Origin of the sequence: Rhizobium rosettiformans W3 (assembly GCF_004912135.1) — a bacterium.
GTDB classification, from domain to species: domain Bacteria; phylum Pseudomonadota; class Alphaproteobacteria; order Rhizobiales; family Rhizobiaceae; genus Allorhizobium; species Allorhizobium rosettiformans.
Map to the genome: position 1 here is coordinate 399,777 of NZ_STGU01000004.1, position 12,747 is coordinate 412,523.

The window sequence follows — 12,747 nt, forward strand, 5'->3', positions numbered from 1 at the left end:
GTGAGCGGTTGTCGTCAGGTTTACTGACCGGTAGACCCGAAGCCCGCGTCTCCACGATTGGTGTCGGGAAGCTCAGCCACCTCAATGGGGTCGTCCAATTTAATTTGCTCCAGAATGAGTTGAGCAATTCTGTCGCCGCGACGGAAGACGTGGGTGATGCGATCCGTATTCAAAAGCAAGACCTTGATCTCACCCCGATAGTCGGAATCGATGACACCAGCGAGTACGTCGATGCCCTGCTTGGCAGAAAGCCCAGACCTGGGTGCCACGCGCCCATAGTATCCCTCAGGGATCGCGACAGCGATGCCGGTGCTCGCTGCCTCCCGGCGACCGGAGTGAAGGATCAGCTCATCCTGGTCCAGGTAGAGATCGAGACCCGCCGCCTGGGCGGAACCTCGGGTGGGGATTGTCGCGGTCGGCGACAGCTTCTTAACTGGCAGCGTCAAGGAGTTTTCCTTTCAGGAATGCTTTGAGATGATCATACCCACCGATGTGGGTCTTGCCGATCCAGATTTGCGGGACGGTTTCATGATGCTTCTTGAACGCCTCTTTCTCAGCAGGCGTCTTCAGAACGGTTTTGTCCACCTCCACACCAAGTTTGGTGAGGAGGTCGACTGCCAGCTCGCAGAAGGGGCAAGCTGGCTGTGTGATGATCCGGACGGATGCCATCAGCGCACCGGGCAAGCGCCGATGCACTCTTCCCCTGCATTCTCGACTGCAAGCTCGGTCTCAGTGCCGGTCCAGTCGATGGGGAGAAGCTGAGCTTCGTACTCGCGGTACGTCTGCTCATCAACGACAGCCTGCGGAAGATACGCATAACCCAGGTCTTCCGCAGTCTTCGATGGGGCGTTCCGGTAAAGGAAGGACACGCCGACGAAACTATCCCAGTTATTCATGAACCAATCGATAATGGCGGGCACTTCCGATGGGTCATAAGAAACCGTGATCGAGCAGTTGTGGTCGACGTAGTTCTCCATGACGAGCTTGTAGCGGTTGAGCTGGTCGACGGCGCTCTCAAGGTTCACCTCAACTTCGACCTGTTCCTCGTACTCGCGGACTTCGAAATCGCCATGGCCGGTGTAGACGTTCTCCTGGCGCTTCAGAGTGCGGGTGACCTTCGAGAACTCGATGTTCGAATACTCGACCGGAATCTGGACCAGGACACTCGACGGATCGTTCGGCTTCGGGAAGACGTGATAGTTCGCCTTCTTCAGCATCGGGACGAGAGGATCGTGCGCCGACATGCCGACGTTGTTGAAGATGAAGCGACCGAGCGGCGAGTGAATGCCCTCCGGCACTTCCTGACCCTGCAGGCTGAGTGTCTTCGACTGTGTGCCGGACGGCTTGATGGTCGTCACAGCCTTGGCACGAGGCATACCCAGCTCGTCAGCCTGGGCATGGGCACCGGTCTGGGCTGCGTCACGCAGGTCACGCCAGGCCTGTGCGTCCTTCTGCAGGTCCCAGGACACGACGCCGGTCACACCAACGCCGCACAGGCGCAGGAATTCGTTCAACTCATGCCAGCCGCGCTGAAGGATGCCGTCATCGAGCCACACGCAGGTCTGGCGATAGTTCGCACGGGCGACCAGGTAGTGAGCACGGAGAAGACCGGCGAGGTCTCCATTGAAGCGGAAGAGGACAGTTTCAACCAGGTTGCAGAATGAGCGGTCGCCCAGCAGAATTTCGTAGCAGGGGTTACCACCCTTGAACCAAGGAGCGCGGCGCAGAGCTTCGACAGCGTTCGAGAACCCAGGCTCAGAGCCACCGGCCTTGACCATCATGTCGAAGATGTTGCGGACTTCCCAGTAGTCAGGGCGATGGTAGAACATCAGAGTGTTGTTGGACTGCTGACGCTGGGCGCGGTCGAAATAGCCAACGCTTTCCGCCATCCGCTTGATGATCGGCTTGTCTGTGGCGCTGAAGATGTTGAGTCCTTCCGGAACTTCGAACTTCTCGCCCTCGGCGTTATAGAAGTCCCACCACTCGCTCTTGGCGGCGGCAAACTGCTCCCACTCAGGCTCACCCACAGCCATCAGGCAGATTTCGGCAGAACGGCGCGAGGAAAGAACGGTGCCGAGCCAGTTGACGATGTCGAGGATTTCAATGCGGGTCAGGAGGCGACCGGCAGCATTGGACATGATGCGGGCGATGGCTTCGAAGGCAATCGCGATCTGTTCGTCGCCGGAGCTGATCCAGCCGTAACCCTTCAGGCGCTCACCGGCAGGGCGGATTTCGGAGAAGTCGAGCACGAGCTTCTTGGCGGGCTTCTTACCGGCGAGGAGCTTGCCGATGGACTTCGCCCAGGCCTCGGCGCTGTCGCCGACCTTGATCGTCCAGGTGCCGGTCTTCTTGTTGAACGTCTCCTTGTTCTTTTCGCGCCCACCCTTCGAGGTGCGGGTCGAGCGAACGATCTCGACGTTCTCGATCTTGTTGTTGAAGCCGTTCAGGACGCCGACAATCGGACGGAAGCCAACGCCGCAGCCCTGGAGCAACAGCCAGAGGACGTCGACCACGTCATAGACGGAGCGGACTTCCAGGAAGGAGCAGTTGAACATGGAGGACTCGCGGCTCTTGGCGACGTCCGTGCCGCCCAGCCAGCGGGTGCGACCGGCGAGTGTGACCTTGCGCTGCAGGAGAAGGAGGCGCAGTTCTTCCAGCTCTTCTTCCTGCTTGGCATCGAGCGCTTCCAGGTCCCAGATATCGGTCTTCGGGTCCTTGTGCATGCCAGCCTTGGCACGTTCCCAGAGCCAGCGCTGATGGTCGATCATGCGGTCGACCGACTGCTCGAAGGTCTCAAATGTGGTCCCATCCTCATTGAGCGGACGGAGGTAGGTGCGGCGCTCCACGATCTGAGAGCGGATAGAGCCTTTCGCGGCTTCCAGGACGTTATTCATTTCAAGTTCTTTCGATTGAGCGCAGAAATCCATCGCCCGCTGGTGGCGGGACGCCGGTCTCTGCAGATTGTTCTTATTGGCCCTCAATGGGCGACGAGGTTGAGAGGATAGCAAATGCGTCCAAAGTGGTCAAAGATTTTGACACTTTGGCTCGCAACTATATTTTTGCTATCCCCTCTTGACTGGCCTCAGTCGCGCCGCATCGATAATCCGTTCAGTGTTTGCAGGGCGCCCATCCAACAGATAGCCGCGATGCTTATCTTCAGTCAGGCGTCGACCCAGAGCGAGCTTAGCCCGTTCCATCAGAGTCATGCCCGTGTGAAAAGGTAGATCGGTGATGGGCAGGTCAACCGGCTCTGGTGCAAGCTTGCGATCCGGTTTCGTAAACCCATACTGTCGTAGCCACCTCTTCACTCGGGATAGGGTCACACCGTATTGTTCGGCGATCTCCTCCCTGGTGAAGCCGGACTCTCGCAGCTCCATCAGCTTTTCCCGAGTTGGCATCGTTTTGGAATCAGTCACCGGTCTTTTCGCCCCCGGCTTCCTGTTTCTGGGAGGCGATGAACTCGGTCGTCAGCTCCAAGAGCTTGCCGGTCACGAACAGGTCGTAGACGCAGGCAGCGGTCCACATGGCGGGTGTCGGTTCGGACATACCTTCGACACTCTCGACGGACTTCATATCCATCGCAACGACGGGGACGTCCTTGCCTTCGACCTGGGCAACGTTGTCCGAGATTTTCATGAGAATTTGCATGTTGTTTCCTTCTGATCAGCCTGCAGCGAATTCGTTCGGCAGGGTTTTGCGGTATTGGACCCAGCCGACGAAGTTGCCGTGCAGGTGGGGTTGCGAGTAGGAGCTACGGAGGTTGGGTGCTTCAGCAACCTGCAGCTTGTCCGGAGTAGCCTGATGCTCGGCTGGGGAGGCGTGGAGAGGTTCCGATCCGACCAGGCGCTCGTAGAGCTTGATGTCCTGGGCAAGCTGCGGTTCCTTCTTGTCGTGCGTCAGGTACGAAACACGCGCACAGCGGGCGACCGAGATTTTGATCTTGTCGTCCAGGTCGAGGTGACGCTCAGCGTTGCGCAGGAATGGAAGGTGCCACTGACCAGGCATAAGACGATCTGGTGTGCTCTTTTCCCTCGCATTCCACATCTTGGATGCCAGTTCGCGAATTTCGGGCTGAGCATCCTCGTGAAGGCGCAGGTTGAACCAGTTCTGATATTCGGTCGCGGTAACGAGGACCGTGATATGTGCCCAAGGCTCGCAGATGCGATTAGCGATCTGCTTGTGAAGGCCGATCTTGTAGGCAATGAAGGCAGCAGCCACGGCAGGGTACCTGGCGAGCCGCCAGACGCGAATTGCGAGATGGCGCTTCCACCCGGTCAGTTCTGTCTTTGCCTGCATCCCTGACTGATTGGCGCCCCAATACACAGGCATCGCCGGATCGAGGATGATTTCCTTCAGCATCGTCATGACCGGGATGGCTCGGCTGCTCGAAGCGTTGCGCGAGAACACTCGGTGCGTCATCAGCTCGGCATGAATGAAGCGAGGGTAACGCAGCGCGAAGGTCGTGATGCGGGTGCCCATCGTCATCTGACTACGGAAGAACTGGGGAGCGATGGAGTCGGCTACGACTGTTGCCGTGATCCCTGTTGGCGTGGGGAGGTTGAGGACGAAGTTGAAGAATGTGCGGAGGAAGGAGAGGAATCCCATTAGAGGACCCTCCCTTCAATCTCGAACTCGCCGGACATGATGTAGTCGGCCCACGGAGTGCTGTCGACCGAACGCGCCAGGTGCAGCTCATCTTCGAGCATCTTCGCAGGAGACGGGTTCTTACCGGTCTCATGGTAGGTGTCGAACTGATGCGGATGCGACGGCATGTCGATGGTGATCTGATAGCGGATGGTGATTGCTTCCATCGCTGCCATCAGTTCGGCATGATCGATGGGGCCGAGGAAGCGCAGGATCATCTCCTGGTTCAGCTCATCGATTGTGCCCTGGTTGTCGATCACCGCCTTCACCGGCAGGGTCGGGATGTACTTTTCCGACTCGTGCAGCGAGAAGGTGTTGACGTCGGTGTCCCGCTCGATCCGGTAAAGCTCACCACCGGCATCCGCCAGCGCCTGGGCTTCATTCGGGAAGCGGATGTCGGTCGTCACGACGTTTTCGAGTGTCGCGGTGCGGCGCTTCCAAGCGTCGACCCAGAGGTCGTCGTTGATTAGCTTGCGACCGAACTCGGTACCGAGCAGCTGCATGAATTCTCGCGGGGATTTGCCGCCAAGGAATTCGGTTGGGACTTCCTTGAGGTCGCCCTCAATCATCCGCTCGACATCCAGGCTTTCGACACCCTGGTAATAGAGGAAGGCGCGGATCATGCGCTTCAGGCCTTCCGCCATCTTCACTTCTTCAAAACCTGCGGCCTTGAGGACCTTGGCGGCTGTATCCTTGCCGCTGCCCTTCAAACCGGTGAGGCCGACGATATTTGTCATTTTCACTGTCTCCGATGTTAGAAATTCTGTCACTGCTGGGCGAACAAAGTCGCGACAGCTTCGTCCCAAACGTCGATACACTTGGGCGAAATGGCGATGCGATGCTTGTCGAACAGCGGGCGAAGCTGTTCGGGGTTCGTGATCAGGACGGGGTCAAAGCGCACCTCGACCTGATAGAGGTCATCCGGATTGTCGACTTCGAATTCCAGACGGATGATGATCTCCTTCCGATCATCAGACTCGCGGGTCTCGACACCAACAAGGCGGGTGAGAATGGGGTAGACTTTCTGTTCCATGATCCCTCAAACAACTACGGTTAGTTCGTCGGCGGCACGGGTGACGGCGGTGTAAAGCCACTTGTCAGCGTCATCCCGGAACTTGCCGCTCTCATCGTGGACAACGACATTGTCCCACTGCGATCCCTGACTCTTGTGGGTCGTGATGACCCAGCCGAAGTCCAGGATTTCGTCCATGCGCTTTGCATCGAACGCCTGAAACTTCGGCGCCGTGTGAGCATCGCGCTGGCGCTTCTGGTGCTCTTCGAAGGTGCCCTGATAGACCTGCATCTGATAGTCGATGCCGGTCTCGTCGCGGACCTTCATGGTGAAGGATGCATCGCCCTCATAGAGGTCTTCCGGAGGCGTGATGCACTCGACAAAGGACCCATTGACCAGGGTCGGAATCTTCTTCGAGTTTTTGCAGACCAGCAGCGGCTCACCTTCCTGGGGCGCGGCGCCTTCGTAGCCACACATGTTCCGGATGCGCTTGGTCAGAATCCAGCGGGTCTTGTGGGTGCCGCAAAGGACCTGGGCGTCATAGTCTGGGTTCTCCGTCCAATGGTCATCGCGACCGCGCACGATGCGGACCTTGTCGCCCATCTTCGTGCCGGGTGTCAGACGCTTGCCTTCGCGGATGTCCATCGATAGGCGGATGATCGGATTGTCTGCCGCCTGGCGGTGGATTTCCGACAGGAAGAAGTCCGGATTGCCGATTGCCAGGCCTGGGTTGTCACCCACGGGCGGCAGCTGCGCCGGATCGCCAATCGCCAGGATCGGAACTCCGAAGGCGAACAGGTCATCGGTCAGGCTTTCGCCCACCATGGATGCTTCATCGACCACGATCAGCTTCGACTTGGCGACCGGGCTTTCCGGGTTCAAGACGAAGGAGGGGCCGTTCTTCTGGGCGAGGCGGTTGGCATCGTCAAAGTCAGTCTTGAGCTGACGCAGCTCGCCTTCCATCTGAGACACGCGGTTCTGGAACTCAGCCGGATCGAACGCGCCGCTCGTTTCCTGTGCCCGGTTCAAGTCCTTGATGGACTTCTCCAGGGACAGAATATCGTCGCGCAGTTTCTCGACCTTGGCCCTAAGCGGAACGTAAATCTGGGAATGGATCGTTTTAGCAACGACGGTCTTGTCATTGTACATGCCCTGCAGCTTACCGGTGAGGACCTTCGCCGCCTTACCGGTGGGGGCGCAGAAGGTCACATCCTGCCAGTTCAGGCCGCAGTGATCGATGAGATAGGGCAAGATGGATGTCTTGCCGGAACCGGCATAACCGGCGAGGTAGAACTTTTCGAAATCGCCATGCACGGCGCCTCGGTACCAGCTTTTGACCTGGCCTGCGGCTTTCGTCTGCATGTCGGAAAGGACAATATCTGCCACGGTCGACTCCTATCGGGGAGGAGGGAGGACCCCCAGAAGTTGGGGGTCCCGGCGAGAGTGGTGGGCTTAGCCCTGGCGACCACGGCGACCGCGAGCGGAGGCACGGCGGGAAGTGATTTCTTCCTGCACCTCGTCTTCATCCTGCGGTTCGGCATGAACGACGCGGGCGCGGCGCGAGGACTGGGCGGGTTCGTCCTGGTCCTTCACTTCCTCGAATTCGGCGTCTTCGACGTCCTGGTCCTTGGCAGGAGCACGGCGGCTGCGCGGGGCTTCCTCTTCCTTGACAGCACGGGTCGGGCGCTTGTCTTCAACCTGGGCCGGAGCGGCGCGGGTGCGGGGAGCTTCCTGCTCGTAGTTGCCTTCGTCCTCGGCGCCGGAGTCGTCGTCACCGTCACCTTCGAAGATGTCGGCGAATGCAGACAGCTCTTCGAAGTCCACGATCTTGAAGACCGGGGCATACTTGGTGCCAGCCTTCGGGTTGTCCTTCAGGGTGAAGCTGTTCGAACCCAGCTCGATGACCGGGAGCATCGGCAGACCGTCCTTGCCGAGCTTGCCAACGCCCTTCTTGCCGAAGGCGCTGATGAGCTGGCGACCGGCGCGGAGCTTCGAACCGCCAGCGAGCTTGACGGTGAAGGCCTGGTCCAGCTCCGGCGAATAGAGCTGCAGAACGATCTGCTCGACCCAGCCGTCTTCCGAGCCGTCCGGGTACTTCTTGTACGGGCCGTAGTCCGGCAAGGTGTCGATGGACGGCAGCTTCGGACGCTCCATGACGAGGTAGTTGATCTCGTCCTTGGGCGAGCCTTCGACCCAGCAGATGTGACCATGCTGGACACCGATCAGGTTGGCGATCAGCTCATGACCGTCATCAAGGAATTCTTCCTCGTCCTTCTTGCCGAAGCTGTACTTGCCGTCGTTGCCCGAGAACTTGAGGATCGCGCCGAAGAACGAGTTTTCAGCACCGGCTTCCAGCCAGGGGTTGGTATCGGTCTCCGTGATTGCCTTGAACTTTGCGCCGAGCGCTGCGAGTGCGGTACCCATGGATATCTCCTGTTGTTGGGTGTTAGAATTAATTCCCTGCGATGTCAGAAATTCTATCCTGACTAAGCAGAGTCCGAGTCCGTGATGGCGATCACCATCTTCTCGAACCCGTTTCCTTTCTTCTTGAAGGGTGACAGGTCGATGCCAGCGGCTTCCATCGCCTTGGTGTCGACAGTCTCTCGACCATCCTGCCACGCCCAAGAAATCTTAAATCGCTCATCACCGGCCTTCTTGGTCTGGGCACGTGCGAGCATTTCCTTCATGTCGGCCCGAAGATCGTCCTTGCGCTCCTTCATGGCTTTCATCTCGGCGTCGATCTTGCGCTCTTCGCGAGCCAGCTCCGCCAATTCGTTCAACTGCACCTCGGTGAAGGCGTTCTTCTTCTCCTTGGTCGGAACCGCCGCCTTGTTGACCATGGCGCAGGCGTTCTTCCATTTGCAGTATTCGCAGGCATCCATGATGATGCCTTCGGCATAGATATCCTTGGCGTCCGCTGCCGCGTTCAGCTGCTTGGCGCGGATGCGAGCCGAGCGCCAATAGTCCTCATCGAACCGAACGACGAAGACGGTGATCTCGTCGTAGAAGGACGCATTGATGTAGAGGATCACGCCATACATCGGCTTGTGGTCCGTCATCGCCCGGATGATGCCTAGCTGCTGCTGAACCTGCCCATGGTGGATCGCCTTTTCCTCGTCCAGCTTGGAACGCGGATCGATGGACTTGATCTCGACCAGGAAGCAATCCGACTCGATGTCCTCGATTCCATAAAGGGAAAGCGCATCCGGCGAACAGCCGGTGTAGAGGCCGTCCGGCGTGGCAGAGTTATTACCGTAGACGTAGGTGACCTGGTCTTCGCCTGATCCGAAGTGGAAGCGGGTGCCTTCCGGGTTCCGTGTTTCGAGGACCGGGACTACCCAGTGCTCTTCCATCGTGTTGCCACGTTCGGCAGCACCCCAGCCCTGCACAAAATCCTCATCCTGCTCATAGCCATTGGCTTCACCTTTCTTGTCGAACCACGCCTTGCGGAGGCAACCGAATGCCTCCGAGGCGCCGAGGGTGGAGGACCGGTCATGGTCCCAGACCTTCTGGTTCGCATCGACGTGGGATTGGAACATCCCCTTGAAATCGAAGATGGTTTGATTGTCCGTCATGTCTATCCTCGATGTCAGTTTTTCTGTCCATCCATCGCAAGGATCGCGAAGTAGATCGCGGCACATGCGTTGGAGTCTGCCGTGGCATCATGGGCACCTTCAAAGCCGCGCCCGAAGATGTACTGGTGGGCCTCGATCAGCTTCGGGTTCTTCCAGTCGCCATAGACCTTCGGGGTCATCCGCATGATGGGCTTCAGATACTCCATCGTGCAAAAATGTTCCTTCTCGTCCACCTGCGCCGGGTCCAGATTTTCTGAGGCAAACAGGTGTTTGACCATCCGGGTATCGAAGGTGATGTTATGGCAGACGAAGCGGTCGGCGACGTCCATCACGTCCGAGATCAGGTGCGCCAGGTTGTCCGGCGCAATGCCGATCTGGTTCGCTCTTTCCTTAGTGATCCCATGGACGGCGACCGCCTGCTTGTGCGGGTCCTTGTCCGTCAGAACCAGGAAGTTGAACGACACGATGGGCTGAAGATCGAGGAACAGTTGAGTGCTCCCATCCTCCACCTTCCGCTCGACCAGATAGTTCTTGTCGAGGTCGTGTTCATACAGCCCGCCGTAGAACTGCATGATCTTGTCGTTGCCCTGGTCGAACGGGTCTTTCTTCGCGGCAGCGCCGGTCGTCTCGGTGTCGAATACGAATGACAACATCAGTTCAGCGAGCCTTCCAGGTGGGAGGCATCCTGAAAGGAGACCGGGACGAAGTCGCTGTCGATTTCCATCTCGACGGCATCGACAACCTTCTCCATCTCTTCCGAGACGATCTTGCGGACCATCTCCTGCAAGAGATTCAGATGCACGATGTAGGCGAGGGGACCGACGATCCAGGCAAGGCTGATCGCAATCACACCGAAGAGCCAGAGAGCGCCGCCGATAACCGCCCAGGTGATCGCAGAGATCATCAGCGTGGGCAGGCGCATGGCCTGAGACTCATTTGTTCCGGGGGTTACGTTGGGTGTTTGCATTTCTTTCTCCGTTGGTTAATTTGATAGCAAATGTTGCGGGGGTGGTCAACAATTCTTTCTAGGAATGTCAAAAAATCTATCCCCTTAGTGCGTTTGTGCCCAGTTGATCCCATGTTTCGCTTCAGCTGCGACCTCCATGCCGAAGTTGAAGAATTCGCCAGATTCCCTAGCTGAGGCGATCAGGTTCTGTTTGGCAAAGTCGACCAAGTCGTCGCGGACGGCGACCTGAAGTTCGTCATGGATAAACCCAAGGAACGCATAGTCACCGTCCCAGCCGTGACGCAGGCCTTCTTCCTGGAAGTGGTCATCCGACAATAGCATCCATTTCTTAGCAATCACGGCACCATCAGATTGAAGGCGGAGGTTCAATGCAGCATGTTGGGCGCGGACGATGAGGCGGCGACCGTCAAGGCCCTCAACGAAGCCCTTGCGAGCCTGTTTCTGGATGAATTTAACCGCCTGTCCCAGTCCCGGCATCTTCAAGAAGAACTGCTCCCTCAGGCGCTTGCCGATTGCCCGCTGCTCTTCGACACTTGCGAGGGGATCGACAATCCATCCAAGCTTCACATCGCCACCGCCGTAGACAAGAGCGTAAATGAAGGTCTTGGCTTTCTCGCGAGTAGGGAGACCGGCAGCTTCCATGTTGGCGGTGTGAATGTCGCCGACAAGAATCTGATCAACCAGGAACCCATCGTCATATGGCTTTGCCAAGGATGCCAAGCAGCGGAACTCGATGCCCGACAAGTCGCAGCCGACGAGTGTCCAGCCCTTCGGGACATAGAACAGTCGGCGGCAATCCCAACCGTGCCGTCCCAAGCGACCCTTGAGAGCTACCTCCTTCTTGAGTGTGCCATCAGCATTGAAGCAGTCGGAGATTGGTTCGCCATCCGGACCCAGCACCTTCTTGTTGAAGCTGCCGTCCTTATCCAACACCTTGACTGCGATGACTTTTGGTACCTGCGCGATATTCGGATTCGAGTGGGCGCAGCGTCCCGAGATCGTGCCGCCCACGTTCAGACGGTGATGGATCGCTCCATCTGCCTCGACCTTGTTCAGCCAGGAGTTGGCACCTGTCTTGATCTGACCGAGACGCTTGGCGAGGTAGAAGACTTCCGCCAGCTCTTCCGCCATCGGGATGCGTCCGATCAGGCTGCGCAACACCGAGTCTGAGACCTTGACGCCGCCCTTGTCGGTGAATTCGACTGGTTCCCAGTCGTATACGGTGGTGAAGCGGTCGATGATGTGCTGGCGGGAAGACGGCTTGAATTCCTTCTTCTCGATGGCACAGAAAGGCGCACCCTCATCCACGTTGTTGTTCATGGAGCGCTCGCCGGTTCTCGGGTTCACGCGCCAGATTTCCTTGAACTTGCGGGTCGCCTTAGGGACGGTGACCTCGCCCCAGATCGCACGTGAGTCGTCCTCGCCAAACTCAGGGCGCGGCGCCTTGTAGGTCTTCTTCTTGTTGATGCCTTCCGGATCGTCCCAGAGGTAGCGGACCTGGTGCTTCTTCGCTGGACCAAACCACCAGCCAAAGTGTTCCGTCGCCAAAGCTTCCAGCTCTACGCTTTCAGCTTCAATCTCATCTGCGAGGGCCTGTGCCCGCTTGATGTCGAAGGGCCAGCCGTTCTCCTCGATCATGATCGCCATGGAGTGAGCGTCATGTTCGAAGTCGATGGGGAATTCCGGATAGTCGAGGAGGTCGATCTGCTTGTAGAGCGCGGTGTTCACGTCAACGTCGAGATCGCAATACTCCTCCATCTCGATGCTCCAGGTGCCCCAGACGAACTTGCGGATTTCCTCCTTGTCCGTGATGCCCTGTTCCTTGGCACGAGCTTCCATCTCCTGGGCGTAGTCGCCCTTCTGGAGACCCAGGCGGTAGCCCCAGGCTTCAAGCTTGTCGGTACCGATGAGCTGACCGGGCAGCTTGCCCTTGCGCCACAGGCGGAAGTCCTTGTCCTTCTGGTCGGTGAAGATCAGGCGCGAGGAGACAAGAGTGTCGTGGATGACGCAGTCGGGGTGCAGTTCGAAGTCAGGCCACAGGATGCGGATGGCTTCCAAGTCGAACTGCATGATGTTGTGCCCGACGACCGACCGGCAGTCTTCGAGCATGGCAATTCCGTCTTCGAGGGTATCTTCCTCGGCGTTGCGGCGGAATGTCCAGCGCTCGCCGGTCTCGAACTCGCGGATCGAGAGGACGTGCATGGTGGTCAGCTGGTGAAGAAGGCCGTCAGTTTCGACGTCGAAGATCAGGGTGCCGTATGCCGGTTCCTGAATCCAACCGCTCTTCTTGATTTTGACTCCCTCGGGACGGAGCTTCATGGCGTTACCTCAACGAGTGAATTTGCTTGTCCTCGGCGAGGCTGCGGAGCTTCTCCCACCAGCGTCTCTGTCCCCTGCTGGGCACGACGGCGGTGTAGACGCGGGTCAGCGGGTTCATGTTGAACAGCTGCCCCTCGACCAGGAGCTTCACGAGTGGTCCGAGGTGTTGGCGGTCGTCGGCCTCCTTGTGACCGACGACCAGGGCGATGGCTTTTCTTTCTGTCGGCATG

Annotated in this window: 15 protein-coding genes; all 15 read right to left on the bottom strand. The window is 58.3% G+C overall.

The features are described from left to right. Window positions 1–20: 20 nt before the first annotated feature. Window positions 21–446 (bottom strand): dUTP diphosphatase, encoded by a 426-nt coding sequence (dut, locus tag FAA86_RS10390; RefSeq protein ID WP_136540329.1) that lies wholly within the window; start codon window positions 444–446, stop codon window positions 21–23. After that, a complete protein-coding gene (locus tag FAA86_RS10395; protein ID WP_167494939.1) occupies window positions 430–669 on the bottom strand; it encodes a glutaredoxin domain-containing protein in 240 nt (79 codons plus the stop codon). Before FAA86_RS10395 ends, dut begins: the two co-directional genes overlap by 17 nt. Then, window positions 669–2,894: a ribonucleoside-triphosphate reductase, adenosylcobalamin-dependent gene (gene nrdJ / locus FAA86_RS10400; RefSeq protein WP_136540333.1), complete on the bottom strand. Its 2,226-nt coding sequence runs from the start codon at window positions 2,892–2,894 to the stop codon at window positions 669–671. The genes FAA86_RS10395 and nrdJ overlap by 1 nt, the downstream gene beginning before the upstream one ends. Window positions 2,895–3,062: 168 nt before the next feature. Further along, entirely contained in the window at window positions 3,063–3,398 is a 336-nt protein-coding gene (locus tag FAA86_RS25205) for a helix-turn-helix domain-containing protein (RefSeq protein WP_136540432.1), read from the bottom strand. A 10-nt stretch (window positions 3,399–3,408) separates the two neighbouring features. Continuing rightward, window positions 3,409–3,648 carry a hypothetical protein gene (locus FAA86_RS10410; RefSeq protein WP_136540335.1) on the bottom strand — a complete coding sequence of 80 codons (240 nt, stop codon included), beginning with the start codon at window positions 3,646–3,648 and terminating at the stop codon, window positions 3,409–3,411. Between the two features lie 15 nt (window positions 3,649–3,663). Next, complete coding sequence (locus FAA86_RS10415; protein WP_205910030.1) at window positions 3,664–4,605, bottom strand: FAD-dependent thymidylate synthase; 942 nt, start codon at window positions 4,603–4,605, stop codon at window positions 3,664–3,666. Then, entirely contained in the window at window positions 4,605–5,381 is a 777-nt protein-coding gene (locus FAA86_RS10420) for a deoxynucleotide monophosphate kinase family protein (protein WP_136540337.1), read from the bottom strand. Before FAA86_RS10420 ends, FAA86_RS10415 begins: the two co-directional genes overlap by 1 nt. Before the next feature lie 29 nt (window positions 5,382–5,410). After that, complete coding sequence (locus FAA86_RS10425; RefSeq protein ID WP_136540339.1) at window positions 5,411–5,677, bottom strand: hypothetical protein; 267 nt, start codon at window positions 5,675–5,677, stop codon at window positions 5,411–5,413. 6 nt (window positions 5,678–5,683) lie between these two features. Then, window positions 5,684–7,042 (bottom strand): ATP-dependent DNA helicase, encoded by a 1,359-nt coding sequence (locus tag FAA86_RS10430; protein ID WP_136540341.1) that lies wholly within the window; start codon window positions 7,040–7,042, stop codon window positions 5,684–5,686. Window positions 7,043–7,108: 66 nt separating this feature from the next. Beyond that, entirely contained in the window at window positions 7,109–8,080 is a 972-nt protein-coding gene (locus FAA86_RS10435; RefSeq protein WP_136540343.1) for a hypothetical protein, read from the bottom strand. Window positions 8,081–8,142: 62 nt separating this feature from the next. Continuing rightward, window positions 8,143–9,231 (bottom strand): PDDEXK family nuclease, encoded by a 1,089-nt coding sequence (locus FAA86_RS10440; RefSeq protein WP_136540345.1) that lies wholly within the window; start codon window positions 9,229–9,231, stop codon window positions 8,143–8,145. 14 nt (window positions 9,232–9,245) lie between these two features. Further along, the gene (locus tag FAA86_RS10445) at window positions 9,246–9,884 is read right to left on the bottom strand and encodes a 3'-5' exonuclease (protein WP_136540347.1); all 639 of its coding nucleotides are present in this window, start codon (window positions 9,882–9,884) and stop codon (window positions 9,246–9,248) included. After that, the gene (locus FAA86_RS10450) at window positions 9,884–10,153 is read right to left on the bottom strand and encodes a hypothetical protein (protein ID WP_136540349.1); all 270 of its coding nucleotides are present in this window, start codon (window positions 10,151–10,153) and stop codon (window positions 9,884–9,886) included. Before FAA86_RS10450 ends, FAA86_RS10445 begins: the two co-directional genes overlap by 1 nt. A 129-nt stretch (window positions 10,154–10,282) precedes the next feature. Continuing rightward, a complete protein-coding gene (locus tag FAA86_RS10455; RefSeq protein ID WP_136540351.1) occupies window positions 10,283–12,517 on the bottom strand; it encodes a DNA polymerase in 2,235 nt (744 codons plus the stop codon). A 4-nt stretch (window positions 12,518–12,521) separates the two neighbouring features. Next, a complete protein-coding gene (locus tag FAA86_RS10460) occupies window positions 12,522–12,746 on the bottom strand; it encodes a hypothetical protein (protein WP_136540352.1) in 225 nt (74 codons plus the stop codon). Window position 12,747: the final 1 nt, after the last annotated feature.